The 20,332-nt window shown below is 56.7% G+C and carries 20 protein-coding genes; 17 read left to right on the top strand and 3 right to left on the bottom strand.

What is annotated here, in order from left to right:
• The first annotated feature begins 71 nt into the window (after nt 1-71).
• The 3 genes from NUV55_RS08205 to NUV55_RS08215 all read left to right on the top strand — a co-directional run bounded on the left by NUV55_RS08205 (nt 72) and on the right by NUV55_RS08215 (nt 4,696).
• A complete protein-coding gene (locus NUV55_RS08205; protein WP_296671943.1) occupies nt 72-1,379 on the top strand; it encodes a bifunctional diguanylate cyclase/phosphodiesterase in 1,308 nt (435 codons plus the stop codon).
• A gap of 111 nt (nt 1,380-1,490) precedes the next feature.
• On the top strand, nt 1,491-2,222 hold the full coding sequence (locus NUV55_RS08210; RefSeq protein ID WP_296671945.1) for an SAM-dependent chlorinase/fluorinase: 732 nt from the start codon (nt 1,491-1,493) through the stop codon (nt 2,220-2,222).
• A complete protein-coding gene (locus tag NUV55_RS08215) occupies nt 2,219-4,696 on the top strand; it encodes an EAL domain-containing protein (RefSeq protein WP_296671947.1) in 2,478 nt (825 codons plus the stop codon). The genes NUV55_RS08210 and NUV55_RS08215 overlap by 4 nt, the downstream gene beginning before the upstream one ends.
• A 2-nt stretch (nt 4,697-4,698) precedes the next feature.
• Here NUV55_RS08215 and uvrA read toward each other — a convergent pair whose 3' ends face one another.
• Complete coding sequence (uvrA, locus tag NUV55_RS08220) at nt 4,699-7,557, bottom strand: excinuclease ABC subunit UvrA (RefSeq protein WP_296671949.1); 2,859 nt, start codon at nt 7,555-7,557, stop codon at nt 4,699-4,701.
• A 130-nt stretch (nt 7,558-7,687) separates the two neighbouring features.
• On the opposite strand from uvrA, the gene NUV55_RS08225 reads away from it, so the two are divergent.
• Nucleotides 7,688-9,046 carry an MFS transporter gene (locus NUV55_RS08225; RefSeq protein ID WP_296671951.1) on the top strand — a complete coding sequence of 453 codons (1,359 nt, stop codon included), beginning with the start codon at nt 7,688-7,690 and terminating at the stop codon, nt 9,044-9,046.
• 231 nt (nt 9,047-9,277) lie between these two features.
• Nucleotides 9,278-9,748 carry a single-stranded DNA-binding protein gene (ssb, locus tag NUV55_RS08230; RefSeq protein WP_296671953.1) on the top strand — a complete coding sequence of 157 codons (471 nt, stop codon included), beginning with the start codon at nt 9,278-9,280 and terminating at the stop codon, nt 9,746-9,748.
• A gap of 107 nt (nt 9,749-9,855) precedes the next feature.
• Here ssb and NUV55_RS08235 read toward each other — a convergent pair whose 3' ends face one another.
• The gene (locus NUV55_RS08235; protein WP_296671954.1) at nt 9,856-10,203 is read right to left on the bottom strand and encodes a histidine triad nucleotide-binding protein; all 348 of its coding nucleotides are present in this window, start codon (nt 10,201-10,203) and stop codon (nt 9,856-9,858) included.
• Between the two features lie 174 nt (nt 10,204-10,377).
• Here NUV55_RS08235 and NUV55_RS08240 point away from each other — a divergent pair, with 174 nt between their 5' ends.
• Entirely contained in the window at nt 10,378-10,653 is a 276-nt protein-coding gene (locus NUV55_RS08240; protein ID WP_296671956.1) for a DUF6763 family protein, read from the top strand.
• Between the two features lie 231 nt (nt 10,654-10,884).
• On the opposite strand, the gene NUV55_RS08245 is transcribed toward NUV55_RS08240, so the two are convergent.
• Nucleotides 10,885-11,205, bottom strand: a complete 321-nt coding sequence (locus NUV55_RS08245) for an HU family DNA-binding protein (RefSeq protein ID WP_296671957.1) — start codon at nt 11,203-11,205, stop codon at nt 10,885-10,887.
• A 402-nt stretch (nt 11,206-11,607) separates the two neighbouring features.
• On the opposite strand from NUV55_RS08245, the gene NUV55_RS08250 reads away from it, so the two are divergent.
• From NUV55_RS08250 to ruvA, 11 genes are all read left to right on the top strand, one after another.
• Nucleotides 11,608-11,889: a zinc ribbon domain-containing protein gene (locus NUV55_RS08250; RefSeq protein WP_296671959.1), complete on the top strand. Its 282-nt coding sequence runs from the start codon at nt 11,608-11,610 to the stop codon at nt 11,887-11,889.
• Nucleotides 11,890-11,895: 6 nt separating this feature from the next.
• Nucleotides 11,896-12,534 (top strand): DUF502 domain-containing protein, encoded by a 639-nt coding sequence (locus tag NUV55_RS08255; protein WP_296671960.1) that lies wholly within the window; start codon nt 11,896-11,898, stop codon nt 12,532-12,534.
• A 37-nt stretch (nt 12,535-12,571) separates the two neighbouring features.
• Nucleotides 12,572-14,377 (top strand): aspartate--tRNA ligase, encoded by a 1,806-nt coding sequence (gene aspS, locus NUV55_RS08260; RefSeq protein ID WP_296671962.1) that lies wholly within the window; start codon nt 12,572-12,574, stop codon nt 14,375-14,377.
• Nucleotides 14,352-14,843, top strand: coding sequence for a dihydroneopterin triphosphate diphosphatase (gene nudB, locus NUV55_RS08265; protein WP_296671964.1), 492 nt, complete (start codon nt 14,352-14,354; stop codon nt 14,841-14,843). The genes aspS and nudB overlap by 26 nt, the downstream gene beginning before the upstream one ends.
• A 22-nt stretch (nt 14,844-14,865) precedes the next feature.
• A complete protein-coding gene (nadA, locus tag NUV55_RS08270) occupies nt 14,866-15,963 on the top strand; it encodes a quinolinate synthase NadA (protein WP_296671966.1) in 1,098 nt (365 codons plus the stop codon).
• Nucleotides 15,960-16,604, top strand: a complete 645-nt coding sequence (locus NUV55_RS08275; protein WP_296672018.1) for an alpha/beta fold hydrolase — start codon at nt 15,960-15,962, stop codon at nt 16,602-16,604. The genes nadA and NUV55_RS08275 overlap by 4 nt, the downstream gene beginning before the upstream one ends.
• A 222-nt stretch (nt 16,605-16,826) precedes the next feature.
• A complete protein-coding gene (locus tag NUV55_RS08280; RefSeq protein WP_296671967.1) occupies nt 16,827-17,531 on the top strand; it encodes a hypothetical protein in 705 nt (234 codons plus the stop codon).
• A 261-nt stretch (nt 17,532-17,792) separates the two neighbouring features.
• Nucleotides 17,793-18,326, top strand: coding sequence for a transposase (locus NUV55_RS08285; protein ID WP_296671969.1), 534 nt, complete (start codon nt 17,793-17,795; stop codon nt 18,324-18,326).
• A 113-nt stretch (nt 18,327-18,439) separates the two neighbouring features.
• Nucleotides 18,440-19,189 carry a YebC/PmpR family DNA-binding transcriptional regulator gene (locus NUV55_RS08290; protein ID WP_296671971.1) on the top strand — a complete coding sequence of 250 codons (750 nt, stop codon included), beginning with the start codon at nt 18,440-18,442 and terminating at the stop codon, nt 19,187-19,189.
• Nucleotides 19,186-19,725 carry a crossover junction endodeoxyribonuclease RuvC gene (gene ruvC, locus NUV55_RS08295; protein ID WP_367280386.1) on the top strand — a complete coding sequence of 180 codons (540 nt, stop codon included), beginning with the start codon at nt 19,186-19,188 and terminating at the stop codon, nt 19,723-19,725. The genes NUV55_RS08290 and ruvC overlap by 4 nt, the downstream gene beginning before the upstream one ends.
• Nucleotides 19,722-20,321 carry a Holliday junction branch migration protein RuvA gene (ruvA, locus tag NUV55_RS08300; protein ID WP_296671975.1) on the top strand — a complete coding sequence of 200 codons (600 nt, stop codon included), beginning with the start codon at nt 19,722-19,724 and terminating at the stop codon, nt 20,319-20,321. The genes ruvC and ruvA overlap by 4 nt, the downstream gene beginning before the upstream one ends.
• Nucleotides 20,322-20,332: the final 11 nt, after the last annotated feature.

Genomic DNA, 20,332 nt, shown 5'->3' on the forward strand with positions numbered 1-20,332 from the left:
CTTAATTACCGTGGGCGTCATGCGGTGCCCGCGGAATGCCGGAATTCACGGACTGTCGCAGGGTGCCCATCATGAATTTTCCGATACCTAAACAGGATCGGTCGGCTTTTGTTGGCGAGCTGCAGAGGTACGTGGACAAGAGCCGCCGGGATGGTTCCCTGCTGGGCGTGATGCTGATCCATTTGCATCGCGTCGTCGAGCTCAATACATCATTCGGCTACAAGGTTGGCGATCGTCTGCTTGCCATCGTGCGTGACCGGATCGGAAAGATACTGCGTCCGAACGACAGCATCGAGCGCATCGGCGATCATGATTTCGTGCTGGTTTTACCATCGCCCAAGAACGTGGGTCATGCGAGCCTGGCAGCTAACCGGATCGTAAATGTCCTTGAAGAGCCGCTCGAAATAGACGGCAATGCCATCAAGGCCAGTGTCGCTATCGGTATCGCCCTGTTTCCCGAACATGCCCAGGAAGCTGACGCGCTGCTGAGGTTGGCAGACGTTGCTTTGGCAGGCGCAATCCAGTCGAACAGCCCCATCAAGATATGCGCTGAAGTGCCTGACAAAGGAACGCTTTCCTCGTTCATTATCGAGAGCGAATTGCGTCATGCTTTGATGAATGACGAGTTTATCCTCTACTATCAGCCCAAAATCGATCTGGCTACGCGCCAGGTTTGCGGTGCCGAGGCTCTTTCGCGCTGGAACAATCCAGCGCGCGGGCTCGTCCCACCGGATGTGTTCATCCCGGTGGCGGAGCAGACGAATCTCATGCTGCCTTTCACGCTCTGGTCATTGAACCTGGCGGCGCGGCAGTTCGGTGAGTTCAACCGGCTCTCCAAGAATTTTTCCGTGGCGGTGAACCTCTCGGCAACGGTACTTTATGACCCCGACGTGGTTGATTTGATCAATCGCACCATCAAGATCTGGAGTATCAGGCCGGAGCAGCTGGTTCTGGAGGTCACGGAAAGCGCCATGATGGTGGACCCGAAGACCAGCCTGGAGACACTCAATCGGTTTCATGACCTCGGTGTGATGTTGTCCATCGACGACTTCGGGACCGGTTATTCGTCGCTCGCTTATGTAAAGAAAATGCCGGTGAACGAATTGAAGATCGACAAATCTTTCGTCATGAACATGGATAAGGACAAGGGCGATGCCATGATCGTGCGCACCGTCATTGACATGGCGCATAATTTTGAAATTGCGGTTACTGCCGAAGGTGTCGAGAGTCAGCTGATTCTTGAACAGCTGGCCGAGCTGGGCTGTGATTGCGCGCAGGGATTCTATCTGGCCAAACCGATGCCAGCCGCGAATTTGATCGACTGGCTGCAGGTTTCGCCATGGGCCAGGCAAACCGGAATGCGTTCCGTAACCGGTTGATTGGTTTCGGCATCATTTCTTTCTGTCACCTCCTCCTTAGCAGACGTCAGACGTAACATCCGCCGGATAGGCGGCCATAGCGGCCTAATTAATAGTGTTACTATTCCAGATGTGATCGTCCTGTTTACCGATTTCGGCTATGCCGATCCCTATGTTGGCCAATTGCACGCCGTATTGACGCGCGAGGCGCCGGGCGCGCCGGTTATCGACCTGTTCCATTGCGTTCCGGATTTCAATATCCGTGCGGCGGCCTATCTGCTGCCGGCCTACACTCGCGATTTTCCGCCGGACACGGTATTTGTCTGTGTTGTTGACCCGGGCGTAGGTGGTGATCGCCGCCCGGTCATGCTCCGGGCGGACAAGCGCTGGTATGTTGGCCCCGACAATGGCTTGTTAGAGATGGTGAAACGCCGAGCCAGCGAACATCAATGTCACTTGATTCGCTGGCGTCCGGAGAAGTTGTCAACGAGCTTCCACGGACGCGACCTGTTTGCACCGGTCGCGGCACGGCTGGCGCGCGGGGAGGTGCCGGAAGCCGATCCTGTCGAATTGACAGTCCCCGCTGATGCACCGTGGCCGGATGACTTGTCAGAAATTATCTATATAGATCATTACGGTAACGCCATCACCGGTCTGCGGGCCACGTCGGTGTCTGTCAGCCAGGTCATTCGTGTCGGCGGAGAGGTGTTAAAATACGCCCGGGTTTTTTCCGATGTGCCGCCGGGCACGGCTTTCTGGTACGAAAATGCCAACGGACTCGTCGAGATTGCCGTTAATGGAGGCAGCGCGGCAGTGCGGCTAGTCCTCAAACTCGGTGACCCACTTACATTAATACGGCCATGACAACCTCGATGAAAGAATGGAATTTACAGAAGCGGGTGCTGTTTCTCGCCCTCGCCCCGCTCACCGTGGCGGTGCTGTTGTTGACACTGCACTTCACCAATGCCCGCATCCAGGACCTTGAAAATGCCCTGCGCAATCGTGGCCAGACCATCGCCACGCAGCTGGCCGCGATCAGCGAAGACGCGTTTCTGTCCGGCAACCGGAATAAGCTTCACTGGTTCGTGCAGTCGACCCTGCAGGAAAAAAACGTCATGTCGGTAACCGTCACCGACATAAAGGGCAGGGTCCTGGCGCACGCCTCCGAGACCGCTGACAAGAGCCAGCCCCCGCCCCTGGCTGAGAGTTCGCGTTACAAACTGTTGGCACCGGTGTATTACAGCGCAGGAGACAAAGGAGCGCCAAAAAATCAGGCAGGCTGGGTGACCGTGCAGCTGTCCAGTGCCGCACTGCAGACGGAGCAGAATAAAATCTTGTTCCAGAGCCTGTTTATTGTTTTCCTGGGTTTGGTGGTGACCATTGTCTTTGCCTTGCGCATGGCGCGCGGTGTGACACAGCCAGTGATTTCCCTGACCCGGGCAGTGGAGAAGATCAAAAACGGCGTGCTCGATTATCGTGTGTCGACACAATCGGGCGGAGAAGTGGGGCGGCTGGAGGATGGCATTAACGCCATGGCGGCGGCCTTGCAGGAGGCGCGTGAGCGGGAGAAGAAGCGTGCAGAGGACGAGCTGTTTCTGGAAAAGGTGCGCGCGCAGGTTACGCTCGAATCCATCGGCGACGGCGTTATCACCACCGACGCCGCGGGCCGAATTGTGTACATGAACCCGGTCGCGGAACAATTTACCGAATGGAAGGGCGACGAAGCTCACGGGAAACCGCTGAGCGAAGTTTTTAAAATCTTTGACGAGGAATCCAACCGCCTCGAGGAATACCCCATTCATTACTGTCTCAAGGAAGGCCGGACTATCCGCCACGACAGTCATCACCTGTTGATGAGCCATGAGGGAGGCAAGATCGAAATCCAGGATTCGGCTGCACCGATCCGCGATCAGGACGGGTCGATTCTGGGTGCCGTGGTGGTGTTCCATGATGTGACGGAAATCCAGGGCATGGCGCGGCACATGGCCTTTCTGGCCTCACGCGATCCCCTGACGGGGCTCCTGAACCGGCGTGAATTCGAGTCACGCCTGCAACACGTGCTGGAGACTGCGCGCGCCGGCGAGCGCACGCACGGGCTGCTTTACCTCGATCTTGACCAGTTCAAGATTGTGAACGACACCTGTGGCCATATCGCGGGCGATCAATTACTCAAGCTGCTGGCGAATCACCTGCAAAAGGATATCCGCACCAGCGACATGCTGGCGCGTCTGGGGGGCGACGAGTTTGGCGTCATTCTTGAGGATTGCTCGATCGACAAGGCCGAGCAGATTGCCGATCTCCTGCGCCAGTCCGTCAAGGATTTCCGGTTCATGTGGGAGAAGCGCGCGTTCGAGATCGGTGTTTCCATCGGCCTGGTTCCGATCTCGCGTGACAGTGGTGGCCTCACGGAGGTGCTGAGCGCTGCCGATTCCGCCTGTTATATAGCCAAGGATCGCGGGCGTAATCGCATTCACATCTATCAGCCGGATGACCGGGCGTTCACCCAGCGGCGTGGCGAGATGCAGTGGGTGCACCGGTTGCGCGAGGGGCTCGAAAACAACAGTTTCGATTTGTATTGCCAGGCTATTGTCCCGCTGCGTGACGGAATGAAACAAACCGGTCCTTTCCATGAAATCCTGGTGCGCGTACAGGACGAAGACCTGGTGTTGCCGGCGGCATTCATCCCGGCTGCCGAGCGTTACCATTTGATGCCGTCCATTGACCGCTGGGTGATACGGACGGCTTTCCCGATGCTGGCAAAATATCAGGCGCAGGCTGAAAAAAACGGTAAGGCAGGTGGAGCGCTGTTCGCGATCAATCTCTCCGGCCAGTCCCTCGGAGATGAACAGTTTCTCGACTTCGTCATGTCACAGTTCGCCCAGCATCGGGTCGATCCACATACCATCTGTTTCGAAATCACCGAAACCGCCGCTATTGCCAATCTCACCCGTGCGCGTGATTTCATTGCGCGCATCAAGCACATGGGTTGCCGTTTCGCGCTCGATGATTTTGGCTCGGGGCTGTCGTCTTTCAGCTATCTCAAAAGCCTGACCGTGGATTATCTCAAGATCGCCGGCGATTTCATTGAAGGTATGCTCGGCGATCCCCTGCAGTGCGCCATGGTGGAGGCCATCAACCAGGTTGGGCATGTCATGGGGCTCGTGACCATTGCTGAATCGGTAGAAAGTCAGGCGCTGATCGACAAGCTGCGCGAGATCGGCGTGGACCACGCGCAGGGCCACGGCATCGATACCCCCAAACCGCTGCATCAGGTACTGCAGTTACCGGAGCAAGAGTGGAACTCGGTGCGTTCGCACGCGGGTGGAATCGTCAGCTGAACCTAGCCCGCGCGACGCTGTTGCCGCTCGGCGGGTTCAAGCATCCGTTTCAGGAATTCTCCGGTATGAGAAGCGGAGTGGAGTGCCACTTCCTCCGGCGTGCCGGTAGCGAGGATTAGTCCACCACCGTCTCCACCTTCGGGACCCAGATCAACCAGCCAATCCGCGGTCTTGATCACGTCGAGATTGTGTTCGATGACGACCACGGTGTTGCCGTGGTCACGCAGGCGGTTCAGTACCGCCAACAGTTGCTGGATGTCGTGGAAATGCAGCCCCGTGGTCGGTTCGTCCAGAATGTACAGCGTGCGCCCGGTGTCGCGCTTGGACAGCTCGCGCGCGAGCTTGATGCGCTGGGCCTCGCCGCCCGATAGGGTGGTGGCGCTCTGACCTAGCGTGATGTAAGACAGGCCGACGTCGAGCAGCGTCTTGAGCTTGTGGCTCACCGCCGGGATGGCGCTGAAAAATTCCGCCGCTGTTTCCACGGTCATGGCCAGTACTTCGTCGATGCTCTTGTCCTTGTATCGAATGTCGAGCGTCTCGCGGTTGTAGCGTTTTCCACGGCACACATCGCAGGGCACGTAAATATCCGGCAGAAAATGCATTTCCACCTTGATCAGGCCGTCACCCTGGCAGGGCTCGCAGCGCCCGCCCCGGACGTTAAATGAGAAGCGTCCCGGCGCATAGCCGCGTTCGCGCGCCATGGGAGTGGCGGCAAACAGTTCGCGGATCGGGGTGAACAGCCCGGTATAGGTGGCGGGGTTGGATCGCGGGGTACGTCCGATGGGCGATTGATCGATGTCCACGACTTTGTCGAATTGTTCGAGGCCCTCGATGGCGCGGCAGGGGGCGGGTTCGAGCGTGGAACCGTACAGATGTTTGGCGACAGAGGCGTAAAGCGTGTCATTGATGAGCGTGGATTTTCCCGAGCCCGACACGCCGGTCACGCAGGTTAGAAGACCCACCGGAATCGAAACATCGACTTCTTTCAGGTTGTTGCCGGTAGCCCCGCGAATCACGAGCTGGCGCGAGGGGTCGTTGTGCACGCGCACGGACGGAACCGCGATTTTGCGTTCGCCGCGTAAATAGGCGCCGGTGATCGAATTCGGATGTCGCACAATCTCCTCGGGTATCCCTTGTGCCACGACCTCGCCGCCGTGTACGCCCGCGCCCGGACCGATGTCCAGCACGAAATCTGCCGCGCGGATCGCCTCTTCGTCATGCTCCACCACGATAACAGTGTTGCCGAGGTCGCGCAGACGTCGCAAGGTATCGAGCAGGCGTGCGTTATCGCGTTGGTGCAGGCCGATGGAGGGTTCATCGAGCACGTACATGACGCCCACCAGTCCGGCGCCGATCTGGGAGGCGAGGCGAATCCGCTGCGCTTCACCTCCCGAGAGTGTTTCCGCCGAACGTGCGAGCGTTAAATAATCCAGTCCAACACTCACCAGAAACCCGAGTCGATTGGCGACTTCCTTGACGATTTTGGCGGCGATTTCGCCGCGGCTTCCTGTTAAACGCAAGCCCTGAAAAAAATTAAGCGTCGCTGCCACGGGCAACTGGGTTATTTCGTGCAGCGCTTTGTCTGCCACAAACACATTCCGGGCCTCACGTTTCAGGCGTGAACCCTCACAGGTTCCGCAGGGCTGGTGACTGAGGAATTTTGCCAACTCCTCGCGTACGGAGTTGGATTCGGATTCGCGGTAGCGCCGCTCGATATTGGGAATCACGCCTTCGAAGGCGTGTTTGCGTTTGGCGCGCGGGCCCTGCTCGCTGAAATAGGTAAAGGCGATGAGTTCATCGCCACTGCCATGCAGAATGACGTCACGCGCTTTTTGCGAGAGTTCCTCAAATGGCGTATCGAGATTGAATTTGTAATGCTTTGCCAGCGATTCCAGCATATGAAAGTAAAAGGCGTTGCGCCGGTCCCATCCGCGTATCGCCCCGGCCGGCAATGACAACGTGGGGTCGCTGACCACGCGCGCGGGATCGAAGAATTGACGCACGCCGAGACCGTCACAGCTCGGGCAGGCGCCGGCCGGATTGTTGAAGGAAAACAACCGCGGTTCGAGTTCGGCCAGACTGTATCCGCAATGCGGGCAGGCGTAGCGTGCGGAAAAAACAATTTCCTGCGTGCTATTGTTCTGTTCATCCAGCACGACCACGCGAATCAATCCTTCGCCCAGGTTGGCCGTGGTTTCGAAGGATTCGGCCAGGCGCTGCTCCTGACCCTTGCGCACGACCACGCGATCCACCACTACCTCGATGGTGTGCTTGAAATTCTTCTTGAGTTCCGGCGTTTCATCGAGTGAAACCACCACACCATCGATGCGTGCGCGGATGTAACCCTGCGTGCGCAGCCGTTCCAGAATGTGCAGGTGTTCGCCCTTGCGCTCATCGATGAGGGGGGCCAGCAGCATGAGTTTGGCGCCCTCGGGCAGAGTCATGACGTGGTCCACCATCTGGCTCACGGTCTGGGCCGTGAGCGTAACGCCGTGTTCCGGGCAGCGCGGTTCGCCCACGCGCGCAAAAAGCAGGCGCAGGTAGTCATAAATCTCCGTGACGGTGCCGACCGTGGAGCGTGGATTGTGCGAGGTGGACTTCTGCTCGATGGAGATCGCGGGACTCAGACCCTCGATCAGGTCCACGTCGGGTTTTTCCATGAGCGCCAGAAACTGGCGCGCATAGGCCGACAGTGACTCGACATAACGCCGCTGGCCTTCGGCATACAGCGTGTCGAAGGCCAGCGAAGACTTGCCGGAACCGGACAACCCCGTGATCACAATAAGTTTGTCGCGCGGCAGGTCGACGTCAATGTTCTTGAGATTGTGCGTGCGCGCACCGCGAATTCGAATAGTTTCCATGCTGCTCGTATCGTTATGACCTGGGCCCAGTTACGGCCGGAACTGCAGGATTTCTGGGCAACCTGTTAATATACGCAAAAGCGATTCCTTTTCCCAATAATCCCCCGAGAACATGCCCTTAACCGACCGAATGTCCCCTTTCGAAGTGCGGGCCAGCCTCAGCCTGGCCAGCATTTACGGCCTGCGCATGCTCGGAATGTTCCTGATTCTGCCGGTGTTTGCGGTTTACGCGGAGCATCTGCCGGGTGGCGAAAATCATACCCTTATCGGATTGGCGCTGGGTGTCTATGGGCTGACCCAGGCGCTACTGCATTTGCCCTTCGGGATGGTTTCGGATCGTGTGGGACGCAAGCGCGTAATTTATTTTGGATTGGTGCTGTTCGTCCTGGGGAGTTTTCTCGCCGCCGCGGCCGATGACATCTACATGGTGATCATTGGTCGCACGATTCAGGGTGCGGGCGCCATAAACTCGGTATTAACGGCACTGCTCGCGGATCTGACGCGCGAAGAGCATCGCACCAAGGCGATGGCCATGGTCGGCGGCACCATCGGCCTGACCTTCGCGCTCTCGCTGGTTCTGGGTCCAGCGCTTTATCATCTGATCAGTATTCCCGGCATCTTCGCCATGACGGGAGTGCTGGCCTTGCTGGCTATCCTGATGATGAAATATATCGTGCCCGACCCGAAGCAGAGCCATTTTCATTCCGACGCTGAAGCTGTTCCGGGTGGGCTCCTCGGCGTGTTGCGTGATCGCGAGCTCGGGCGGCTCAACTTCGGCATTTTCGTCCTGCACGTGGCGCAGATGGCCATGTTCGTGGTGGTGCCGTTTGCACTGAGGGAAGCGGGTGGTCTCGATGCCAGCCATCATTGGCAGGTGTATCTGCCGGTGCTGGCAATATCCGTTGTTTTCATGGTGCCGCTGATTCTCTACAGCGAGAAAAAGTCTCAGACCAAACTGGTCTTTGTCGGTTCAGTGGCGCTGATGCTGGCCGTGGAGCTTGCCTTTGTTCCCGCTCTCCAGCATTTCTGGGGTTTGGTTACGGTGCTGACGTTTTATTTCGTGGCCTTTAATGTGCTGGAGGCAAGCCTGCCCTCGCTCGTGAGCAAAATTGCCCCGGCCCGGGCCAAGGGTACGGCCATGGGTGTCTATAACACTTTCCAATCGCTGGGGCTTTTTGTCGGCGGCGCCATGGGCGGAATACTTTCAGATCATTTCGGGGCCGCCGCCGTGTTCAAGTTCGGAGCAGTACTGGTTGGCCTGTGGTTGTACCTGGCCTGGGGGATGAAATCGCCCCCGGCAGTGAAAAACCTGATGTTTCATATCAGCGCGCTGAGCGAGGAGGATGCCCGCCGCTTGGAAAAACAACTCGGCGATGTGCCGGGCGTGACGGAAGCCACTGTGATGGTGGACGAGGGCGTGGCCTATCTCAAGGTGGATAGTCGCCGGCTGGATGAAGCGGCCATGCGTGCGTTATTACCTTCAACCTAGTTCATTTTTTGTGCCTGGTTTTATATTCAGATTTAGAAAATTCTCATAAGCTCATGGACTGGCGCTGATTATTCGTCGAGTGTCGGCACATATCTGCAAGGTACTATTTTTTTGGCCGCCTGATTGTCGCCGTGTTTCAATCTGGCTATGATGTCCGCACCCTGAACTTCACGGAGAATCGGTTTTATCTTTCGGGCAAGGGCTCCGTGATCAACCAATGGAGAAACGAGCATGGCACGCGGTGTAAACAAGGTAATTTTGATCGGTAATCTGGGGCGCGACCCCGAAGTGCGTTATTCCCCCAGCGGGTCAGCGGTGGCGAACGTCACGCTGGCTACCTCGGAGTCGTGGAAGGACAAGAATTCCGGCGAGAAGCAGGAGAAGACCGAGTGGCACCGCGTGGTGTTTTTCGGACGCTTGGCCGAGATCGCCGGCGAATACCTGAAGAAGGGTTCGCAGGTGTTCGTGGAAGGACGGCTGCAGACACGCAAGTGGCAGGACAAGGAAGGGCACGAACGCTATACCACTGAAATCGTCGCCAACGAGATGCAGATGCTGGGCTCGCGCGGCGGTGCCGGAGTCCCGAACGACAGTTTCAACCAGGACCAGCCAGCCGTGGCGGAAAATTCCGCTCCGGCCGGGGCCAAGAAGGCGGGCAGCGCGGCCGTTGCCGGGGATTTCGACGACGACATCCCGTTCTAACCAAGCCGATATTATTTAGAGTAGTTTTCGGGAAGGGGTAAAGCACTTTCCCGAGTATCTTGTATCAAGGCGTGAAGGGCTTGTCCTTCACGCCTTTTTTATTTCTACTAACCAGGTGGCCAGCGCATGGAGCGCCCGCCGAGCAGATGTAAATGGATATGAAACACCGACTGGCCGGCATCGGCATTGCAATTCATGACGGTGCGGTAGCCCGATTCGGCAACTCCCGATTCCTTGGCAATATGGGCGGCCGTTTTGATCATCTTGCCGGTCAACTCGGTATGGCTGGCATCGAGGTCGTTCAACGTAGCAATATGTTTTTTGGGAATCACCAGGACGTGCACGGGGGCCTGCGGATTGATGTCCTTGAACGCCAGCACGTCATTGTCTTCGTACACCGTGCTGGGCTTGATCTGTCCTGACACCATTTTGCAAAACAGGCAGTCTGCTGTCATATAATTCCCCCCTGTAATCTCAGGAAAAAGCCGTGTTGGTCAAGTCGTGAGCCTGCCAGCATAGTGTGGTTAAGTCCGGGATAAAAGGGTGGTGGGTAATAGTAGTGGCGGAATGCAAAAGGCCGTCTATATATTTCTGTAAAGACGGGTATGTTTATTCGCGAGGGGATTGAAATGCCTATGCATGAAGAGCCGGTGGTTGGGGCCAGTTACAAAGACCTGGAGGAGGATGGCCGCACGTTTGAGGTGCTCGCCTTTGATGAAAACATCGGGACGGTGGAAATCCAGTTCAGCGACGGCACCACCAAAGAGATTGATCTGGATGACTGGTATGGCATGGATCTGGAGCAGCAGGAATCCGATGAAGACGACACGGATGACGTGGACGACACTGATGCGACTGACGACGATTCCGATCCGGACGATGATGACGAAGAAGAAGAGGAATAAAAGCGCTGCGCAAGGCCGATCTGGCAGGTAATGGCGGAGTTATTCCAGTAGTGAGTAATGCCCAGGCTTGGTACAACTTCTTTGATTCAAACCGGTATAACGAGACAACGATCCAATGGATCGTTGTCTCGAATCCGTTATACCCTCGACAAACATCAAACTTCACGTACCCTGGGGCACGTTAAATAAATATAGTGTTTCGGAAACGCTTAAATTCTCGCGAGTTTCCGCTTACACCATGTCCTTCAGCATTTTCAGCGGCTGGCACTTGACCACATTACGCGCCGGCTTGGCTTTGAAAATAACCTCTTCCTTGGTAAACGGGTTGATACCCTTGCGCGCTGCTACTGCGGGCTTGTAGACCATTTTAATCTTCATCATGCCGACAAGATTAAAAATGCCAGGCCCTTTTTTCAGATCGCGTTCAATGAGGCTGGTCAACGTATCGAAAACCGCCACGACGTCCTTCCTCTTGAGGCTGGTTTTCTCGGCGATATGTGCGTAAATCTCAGACTTCGTTGTCGGTTTCTTTCCCGGTTTGTTGTTTGCCATGTGGTGCTCCTGAGTGGAAGGTTGGGTTAAGGGGTTCCTTCAAACGCGCATAATTTAGCGGAAAAAGCAGGGGGATAGAAGAGCAGAATTCATTTTTTCCCCAGTATTTCCGGTGTTCCTGACACGAGCTGTCAGGGAGCCGTCTCTGATTGTTCTGTCGCTCCATGGATGACCCCAGAGCCCAGGGCTCTCCTTATGAAGCGGGCAAGCCCGCACTCCTGGTTTTTTGGCGAACTGTCCTCGTAGCCCGAGAAAGCCATATGTCTGTTGCTTTGACACCAGCCTGCAAGACAATGCTTTAAAAATAATGCGTTAGAGGGGGGTGCCCATATATAATCAGGCATGTCTGGAGCGCTCTCCGCCCCCATACTTTGGGGGCGCGCTTTTTTCAGGAGATTCCGTATGCCGATTTACGAGTATGAATGTGGGTCCTGTGGCCATCGATTGGAATCCATCCAGAAGATGAGCGATCCGGTCCTCAAGGACTGTCCCGCCTGCGGCAAGTCCACACTCAAGAAACTGATTTCCGCGACCGGTTTCCAGCTCAAGGGCAGTGGCTGGTACGCCACCGACTTCAAAGACAGCGGAAAAAAGAAGGAAAAATCTGAATCCCCGGATACTACCCCACCGAAAAAGAAGGCTGAAGGCGGCTGTGGCGGCGGCGGTTGTGGCCATGCCCACTGAGGCGTGATGGGAACCCTGCGACGTTATTTGATGGCCGGGCTGCTGGTATGGGTCCCGCTCGGCGTTACCTTGCTCATTGTGGCGTTTCTGGTGGACTTGATGGACCAGACCCTGCTTCTGCTTCCCGAGGCCATCCAGCCGGAGAATCTCCTGGGCTTCCGCATTCCGGGTCTGGGGCTCGTATTAACGGCCGTTGTGGTTTTGGTGACCGGCATGATTGTCACCAACCTCTTCGGCATGCAGCTCTTTACCATCGGTGAGCGCATCCTGCAGCGTATCCCGCTGGTGCGGTCGATCTACGCTTCGGTCAAGCAGGTTACGGAGAGCATGTTTTCCTCCGGCAAATCGTTCCGCAAGGTGGTGCTGGTGGAATACCCGCGCCAGGGCATGTGGTCGCTGGCGTTCCAGACTGGCACAGGGGCGCGAGAGATCAGCGGCAAGACCGGACAGGAAATTGTGAATATTTTTATTCCCACCACGCCGAATCCCACCTCTGGTTTTTTTCTCATGGTACCGCGCGAAGACGTGATCGAGCTCGACATGAGCGTGGATCAGGGACTTAAAATGCTGCTCTCCGTCGGCGTGGTGGTTCCGGAACATAAAAAAGACGAAATTGTTGATCAACACGCGCGCCAGGTATCCTGAGCACTTCCCGTTTCTCATACCCAGAAAACAGATAAACATGCGCAGTCATTTTTGCGGTGAACTCAACGAATCCTTTATCGGGAAGCGCGTTACCCTGTGCGGCTGGGCCCACAGCCGACGTGATCACGGCGGCGTGATATTTATTGACCTGCGCGATCGCGAAGGCGTGGCGCAGACCGTTTTCGATCCGTCGAAAAAAGAACCCTTCGCAACGGCTGAATCGGTACGTACCGAATTTGTCCTGCGCATTCAGGGCAGCGTGCGGGCGCGCCCGGCAGGCACGGAAAATCCGCATTTGCACACCGGCAAGGTGGAAGTCGTTGCTGACAGCATTGAGATTCTCAACCGCGCCGAGGCACTACCGTTCCAGCTCGACGAGGACGATTTGTCCGAGTCAGTGCGCCTGACCTACCGCTATCTTGATCTGCGGCGCGACTTCATGCAGAAGAATTTACGTCTGCGCCACAAGATAACCCAGATACTGCGCCGCTTCCTGGAAGATCGCCAATTCGTCGAAATCGAAACGCCGATGTTGACCAAGTCCACGCCCGAAGGCGCGCGCGACTACCTCGTCCCCTCACGCACGCATGCGGGGCATTTTTTCGCACTACCGCAGTCGCCACAGTTGTTCAAGCAGTTGCTGATGGTCGCGGGTTTCGAGCGTTACTTCCAGATTACGCGTTGTTTCCGCGACGAGGATCTGCGTTCTGACCGTCAACCGGAATTCACCCAGCTCGATATCGAAACTTCGTTCCTCGATGAAGACGGCGTGATGGGCCTGATGGAGGAAATGTTGCGCACGCTGTTCAAGAACGTGCTCGACGTTGATCTGCCCAATCCCATCCCGCGCATGAGCTACGACGAGTCCGTGCGCCGTTTCGGTTCCGACCGACCCGATTTACGCGTGCCGCTGGAACTGGTCGACGTCGGCGATCTCATGAAGAGCGTCGAATTCAAGGTCTTTGCCGGCCCGGCCAATAATCCGTCCGGGCGGGTGGCGGCGTTACGCGTGCCCAAGGGCGGTGAACTGCCGCGCAGCCAGATCGACGCTTATACGGCATTTGTCGGACTGTATGGCGCCAAGGGGCTGGCTTATATCAAGGTCAACGATGCCGCCAAAGGTCGCGACGGACTGCAGTCTCCGATCCTCAAGTTTCTGCCGGACGAGGTCATCGCGGGTATCATGCAACGTACCGGCGCACAGACCGGCGACCTGATTTTCTTTGGCGCCGATACGGCCAAGGTGGTCAACGACGCGCTCGGGGCGCTGCGCCTGAAACTGGGTGAGGATCTCAAGCTCATACAGGAGGGCTGGAAACTCCTGTGGGTCGTGGATTTCCCCATGTTCGACTACAATGCCGACGCCAAGCGCTGGGTAGCATTGCATCATCCCTTCACCTCACCCAAGACCGAAGACCTGGAACGTGTGGATATCGATCCGGCGAACGTGAAGGCGCGCGCCTATGACATGGTGTTGAACGGTTCCGAGATCGGTGGCGGTTCGATCCGTATCCATCGTGCGGACGTGCAGGAAAAGGTATTCGCCGCGCTCGGTATCGGTCCCGACGAAGCACGCGCCAAGTTCGGCTTCCTGCTCGATGCACTCCGGTATGGCGCGCCGCCCCACGGTGGCATTGCCTTCGGCCTCGACCGCCTGTGCGCGCTCATCAGTGGTGTGGATTCGATACGCGACGTGATCGCCTTCCCCAAGACTCAGAAGGCCTCGTGCCTGATGACCGAAGCCCCCAGCCCCGTGGACGAGATGCAGTTGCGCGAGCTGCACATAAAATTACGCAAGCCTCCGGAAAAAACCGCCGGTGTCCCTGCCGACGAAAAAGCTTAAGCGGCCCGAATCGGTCCTGGTCGTGGTCTACACCCTGACCGGAAAGGTGCTGTTGCTTCGACGTACCGACGCTCCTGATTTCTGGCAATCGGTGACCGGCAGCCTGTCGTGGGAAGAGACGGAGCCCCGGCAGGCAGCGATACGGGAACTGCGGGAAGAGACCGGCTTGGAGGCTCAGGGTCTGCAGGATGCCGGATTAATCAACCGCTATACGATACTGCCGCAATGGCGCCACCGCTATGCGCCTGAGGTGAAAGAGAACACAGAAAATGTGTATTTCCTTGCACTCCCCGCGGAAAAGGTTATAACTTTGAATCCTGACGAGCACCTGGAATACGGCTGGTATGCCTTCGATGAAGCCGCGTCAAAAGTTTTCTCATGGACGAATCGCGAAGCAATTCTAAAAGTGAAGAACTCTTACTCCCTCTCTCCCGCGAAGGCGGGAGAGGGCAAGGGGAGAGGGTGACAAATTTGAATCGATAGCAAGCATGGCAACTGCACTGGCCTACGATCAATTCGACAGCATTCCCGACGGGGATTGCGATGCGCGCATTCGCGAGGCCAAAGCCAGGCTTGGCAAACGCCTGGTGATTCTTGGGCATCACTACCAGCGCGATGAGGTCTTCCGGCACGCGGATTTCACCGGTGACTCGCTCAAGCTCTCGCGTCTCGCGGCCTCGAGCGATGCCGACTACATTGTTTTCTGTGGCGTGCATTTCATGGCCGAGGTGGCGGATATTCTTTCGCGCCCGGATCAGGTATCCATCCTGCCCGATCTCTCCGCCGGTTGTTCCATGGCCGACATGGCGAATTACACGGCGGTGCAGCGCGCCTGCAAGGAACTCGGCGCGTTGTTCGATCCGGATCAGCGCATGACGCCCATCACCTATATCAATTCCTCGGCCGACCTCAAGGCCTTTTGCGGCAACCATGGTGGACTCGTGTGCACCTCGTCGAATGCGGCGCGCGTGCTCGAGTGGGCGTATAAACAGCGCGAGAAAGTATTGTTCTTTCCCGATCAGCATCTCGGCCGCAACACGGCGCATCGAATGGGTATCCCGTTGGATGAAATGGCGGAGTGGGATTTCAACCAGCCACGCGGCGGTCTGACTCAGGAACAAATCGAAAAAGCCAAGATCCTGCTATGGAAAGGTTTCTGCTCGGTGCACCAGATGTTCAAGCCGCAACACATCGACGCGTTCCGGAACGCACATCCGGAAGGCAAGGTGATCTCGCATCCCGAGTGTTCGTTCGAGGTCTGCCAGAAATCGGATTATGTCGGCTCGACCGAATTCATCATTAAAACCATTGAACAGTCGGCGCCGGGCAGCCGCTGGCTCGTTGGCACCGAGCTCAATCTTGTGAATCGTGTTGCCGAACAGGGTCGGGCTCAGAAAAAGATTGTCGAATTCATGTCGCCCACGGTGTGCATGTGTTCGACCATGTTCCGCATTGATCCCCAGCACCTGCTGTGGACGCTGGAAAATCTGGTTGTCGGGCGCGTGGTCAATCAGATCAAGGTGGCTCCGGCCGAAGCCGAGGCCGCACGTCTGGCGCTCAGCCGCATGCTTGATGTCTCGCCATAGCTGTCACTAAGCCTCAAGCCGTCGTTCTCGTTCATGGCCTGTGGTTCTCGGGCTACATTCTGTTTGTGTTGGCGCGGCGCTTGCGCCGTCAGGGGTTTATTGTTCATACGTTTTCCTATGCTTCCGTGCGTGCCGATCTCCATGCCAATGCCGCGAGGCTGGCGCATTTCCTGGAAGCGCTCGACGCCGATACCGTGCATCTCGTGGGACACAGTTTGGGTGGCATCCTGATCCGTGCGCTGTTTCATGATCATCCCCAACAGAAGCCCGGGCGCATCGTCACGCTGGGCACACCGCACGGCGGCAGCCGCGTAGCGCAACATCTCAGCCGGTTCAGCTTCTGGCGCACAGTGATGGGAAAAAGTGTTGCGCAATTACTGGCAGGCGAACCGCAGCATTGGACAGTTCCCCCACGTGAAATCGGCGCAATCTGCGGCACCCGTTCTGTCGGCCTCGGCCGACTGCTGTATCGTGGCCTGCCGCGACCGAACGACGGCCTGCTGACGGTGAAAGAAAGCGCCTTGGCCGCCGCGTGTGAACACCTGGCGTTACCGGTCTCTCACACCGGCATGATGTTTTCGCGGACGGTGGCCAATCAGATCGGGCATTTTCTGGTTTCTGGGAAATTTCTTGTAGTGTAAGTAAACCCGACATTCATTAGCTTCCCTTTGCGGTTCCGCATGTTGCGCTTTCCACGCGCAGCACCTCCTCATTCGTTCCATTCAGAGCAATTGACCCAAGGATGAGGGGGGGGGGTAGGCTCATACCTGAAAACAACCAGACGCTTGCCCACGCCTGATATTCGGCGCATTGGCTTAATGAAGGGCGCTAAAACAATTCAACGAAAAATGAGGAGGAGGAATATGTTTAACAAATACAAATTGGTTATTGTATCGTTAGGCATCGCGTTGCTGAGCGCATGCGGTTCGGGTGGAGGGGGCGGTGATGGCAGTAGTACCCCTGCCCCTGTGCCTACGGATACGAATATAGCCTTTCAGTTTATCCCGCCAGGCTATTTTTCAAACGGGTACAAGGAGACATATCAGTTGACTGGGAGCGATACGGCCGGAGGCACGTATACAGCTACAATATCGGTAACCACGCTGGCCCAGACAACATTCAATAGCCAGCCGGCTATTCCAAGTCAATCGTTGGTCAATATCACAAATACCAGTACCGGTGCTTTTGTCACGGGAACAGGCACTTCATATTTCTCAGTGGACAGCGCAAGCAGGATGTATCTTGGTTTTACAGATTCTGATGGCATCACCCATACTGCCGTATCATTAAGCGTCATCCCTCAAAGCGCGAAGATCGGTGATTTTGGTACTGTCGGGACATATTCTGGAGCGAGCGAATCTACCCAGATCACATGGCGGCTGACAAACGCTAATAACGGATTGGCCAATCAGGTAATAAGCGAAACCACCACGATATTTGGAAATCTTGAGTTTTCGGAAGAAACCAGTTACGTGATCGACCAGTCCGGGAATCGGAAATCAGTGACCGCAAAAATTTACTACGATGACAGCGGCATAACAATAACCCTGTCCGGAAATAAGCAATGAAAAAGGCATGAAGAGGATATCAACCAAAACAAAAAGCCCCGATAGGGGCTTCTTGTTTTGGTTACCATGTAGGATGGGTGAAACCCATCATTCTTAATTAAAGGGAACCTCTAATAATTCAAATGTAGGGTGGGCTGAGCGAAGCGAAACCCGCCGAACAATATGATTTTGTTGGGTCCGCCGCTGACCCGGCTTGACCCAACCTACATGAGAAGCGATTTTTTAGAGGTTCCCTAAAGGCTCGCATGATATTTTCGGCCCATGACGAATTACCGCCGCGCGAAGACCCCCGGAGGAACATACTTTTTCACGGTGAATCTCTCTGAACGCCAAAGAGCGACGCTCATAGAGCATATTGATCTGCTCAAGCGTTCACTGCGGGAAGAGAAAAAACTGAATCCTTTTCGGATTAACGCACTGGTGATATTGCCGGATCATTTGCATGCCGTGCTCACGCTGCCGGACGGTGATGCCGACTATTCAGGACGGTGGCGACGCGTCAAGGCTGCGTTTTCGGCGGCGCTACCGCCTACCGAGAGACGCTCAACGAGCCGCAGAACGAAAGGCGAGCGGGGCATCTGGCAACGACGTTTCTGGGAGCATCTTATCCGCGATGAAGGGGATTACGCCCGGCACTTGGATTATGTTCATTTCAACCCGGTTAAACATGGCCACGTGACACGGGTGCAAGACTGGCCACACTCGACGTTTCATCGGTTTGTTCGGGAAGGAAAATATCCGCTGGATTGGGCCGGGGGCGATCAGACGGATTTTGCCGTTGGTGAACGGGAGTGATGGGTTTCACCCATCCTACGTGTAATGCGGGTTGGGGCGGGACGGGCGGCGGTGTTAAACTGTGCGCTGCGGTGAAAAGACCGCCAAAACCAGCGAAAACCACAGGAACCCGCATGGCCGGCCACAGCAAATGGGCCAACATCAAGCACCGCAAGGGCGCTCAGGACGCCCGACGCGGCAAGATTTTTACCAAACTGATCCGCGAAATCACCATCGCCGCACGCATGGGCGGAGGCGGTGACCCCAAGCTCAATCCGCGCCTGCGTGCCGCCATCGATAAGGCTCTCAGCACCAACATGACCCGGGACACTATCGAGCGCGCCATCAAGCGCGGTACCGGCGAACTCGAAGGCGCGCAATACGAGGAAGTGCATTATGAAGGCTATGGCCCGGCCGGGGTCGCGATCATGGTCGAGTGCACCACCGATAACCGCACCCGCACCGTGAGTGACGTGCGCCATGCCTTCTCCAAGCATGGAGGCAATCTGGGTCAGGACGGTTCAGTGGCTTTTCTCTTCAACAAAACTGGTGTGCTCAACTATGCCCCCGGGACAAGTGAAGACAAGATAATGGAGGCCGCGCTCGAGGCCGGGGCCGATGACGTGGTCACGGATATGGACGGCTCGATTGAGGTCCTGATCACACCGGAGGCGTTCCATGCCGTGGTCGAGGCCATGGACAAGCGTGGCCTCAAGCCCGAGCAGGCCGAGATACAACAGCGCGCCACTACCTCTGCTCCTGTTATGAGCGAGGACGCGGAAAAAATGCTCAGGCTGCTGGAAGCACTGGATGATCTGGATGACGTGCAGAGTGTGTATTCAAATGCAGAGTTTCCCGAAGAATTATTAAAGCAGGCGAGTTGATGCGAGTCCTCGGCATCGATCCTGGTTCCCGCATTACCGGCTTCGGTGTGGTGCAGGTGTTACGCAATGGCCGTATCGAATACATCGCCAGCGGTTGCGTGCGCATGCCCAAGGCAGATCTCGCTGGCCGGCTCAAGACGGTGTATGACGGCGTGTCTGAAATCATCCGAACCTATCAACCGACAGTGCTGGCCATTGAAAAGGTATTTATGGCAAAAAACGCGGATTCCGCGCTTAAGCTCGGGCAGGCACGCGGCGCGGCGATACTCGCCGGCGCCAACCAGATGCTCAACATCGCCGAATACACCGCGCTTCAAATAAAGAGTGCCGCGGTCGGTAAGGGCCATGCCGGCAAACAGCAGGTACAACACATGGTGAAGGCGTTGCTCGGTCTTTCCAGTGCGCCCCAGGCCGATGCCGCCGATGCGCTTGCTTGCGCCATATGCCATGCGCATCATGCGGTCGGCCATCTGTCGTTGGCGCAGGCCTTGACCCGGCGCAAATCAGGCCGGCGTGGTATGAGGTTGCCCCTGTGATCGGCCGGCTGCACGGCGTGCTGCTGCGTAAGGAGCCCCCAGCGCTGCTGGTGGACGTGGGCGGCGTGGGTTACGAACTGGAGGCGCCCATGACTACCTTTTACGACCTGCCCCCGGTGGGTGAGCAGATCACGCTCTACACGCATCTGGTTGTGCGCGAGGATGCACACCTATTATATGGTTTCGTGCGCGAGTCACAGCGGCGGCTGTTTCGCGATCTGCTCAAGGTCAATGGCGTGGGACCGCGCGTGGCCCTGGCGGTACTTTCGGGGTTGTCGGATGTAGAGTTCACACGCTGTGTGGCGGAAGAAGACATAACACGATTGACCAAGGTGCCGGGCATTGGACGCAAAACCGCTGAGCGACTCGTTATCGAAATGCGCGACAAATTACCGAAAGAAATCCCGCTGCCAAGTCCCAGCACGGCGGCAGAGGGACCCGCGGCACCGGCCGATCCGGTGAGTGAGGCGGTTGGTGCGCTGGTGTCGCTCGGCTACAAACCGAACGAGGCGAGCCGGGCAGTGCGCGGCATGGCCACCAAGGGATTGAGTGCGGAAGAAATCATTCGTCAGGCCCTGAAGGGCATGGCAGTATAGATAAATGGACA

This window comes from Sulfuricaulis sp. (genome assembly GCF_024653915.1).
GTDB lineage: Bacteria > Pseudomonadota > Gammaproteobacteria > Acidiferrobacterales > Sulfurifustaceae > Sulfuricaulis.

What these genes read in the sequence shown, in the direction of transcription:
- NUV55_RS08255 (WP_296671960.1), top strand. Translation starts at nt 11,896, where the DNA reads ATGGGAACCCTGCGACGTTATTTGATGGCCGGGCTGCTGGTATGGGTC.
- NUV55_RS08240 (WP_296671956.1), top strand. Translation starts at nt 10,378, where the DNA reads ATGCCTATGCATGAAGAGCCGGTGGTTGGGGCCAGTTACAAAGACCTG.
- NUV55_RS08290 (WP_296671971.1), top strand. Translation starts at nt 18,440, where the DNA reads ATGGCCGGCCACAGCAAATGGGCCAACATCAAGCACCGCAAGGGCGCT.
- uvrA (WP_296671949.1), bottom strand. Translation starts at nt 7,557, where the DNA reads ATGGAAACTATTCGAATTCGCGGTGCGCGCACGCACAATCTCAAGAAC.
- aspS (WP_296671962.1), top strand. Translation starts at nt 12,572, where the DNA reads ATGCGCAGTCATTTTTGCGGTGAACTCAACGAATCCTTTATCGGGAAG.
- NUV55_RS08215 (WP_296671947.1), top strand. Translation starts at nt 2,219, where the DNA reads ATGACAACCTCGATGAAAGAATGGAATTTACAGAAGCGGGTGCTGTTT.
- NUV55_RS08280 (WP_296671967.1), top strand. Translation starts at nt 16,827, where the DNA reads ATGTTTAACAAATACAAATTGGTTATTGTATCGTTAGGCATCGCGTTG.
- NUV55_RS08235 (WP_296671954.1), bottom strand. Translation starts at nt 10,203, where the DNA reads ATGACAGCAGACTGCCTGTTTTGCAAAATGGTGTCAGGACAGATCAAG.
- NUV55_RS08245 (WP_296671957.1), bottom strand. Translation starts at nt 11,205, where the DNA reads ATGGCAAACAACAAACCGGGAAAGAAACCGACAACGAAGTCTGAGATT.
- nadA (WP_296671966.1), top strand. Translation starts at nt 14,866, where the DNA reads ATGGCAACTGCACTGGCCTACGATCAATTCGACAGCATTCCCGACGGG.
- NUV55_RS08250 (WP_296671959.1), top strand. Translation starts at nt 11,608, where the DNA reads ATGCCGATTTACGAGTATGAATGTGGGTCCTGTGGCCATCGATTGGAA.
- NUV55_RS08285 (WP_296671969.1), top strand. Translation starts at nt 17,793, where the DNA reads ATGACGAATTACCGCCGCGCGAAGACCCCCGGAGGAACATACTTTTTC.
- NUV55_RS08205 (WP_296671943.1), top strand. Translation starts at nt 72, where the DNA reads ATGAATTTTCCGATACCTAAACAGGATCGGTCGGCTTTTGTTGGCGAG.
- ssb (WP_296671953.1), top strand. Translation starts at nt 9,278, where the DNA reads ATGGCACGCGGTGTAAACAAGGTAATTTTGATCGGTAATCTGGGGCGC.
- NUV55_RS08225 (WP_296671951.1), top strand. Translation starts at nt 7,688, where the DNA reads ATGTCCCCTTTCGAAGTGCGGGCCAGCCTCAGCCTGGCCAGCATTTAC.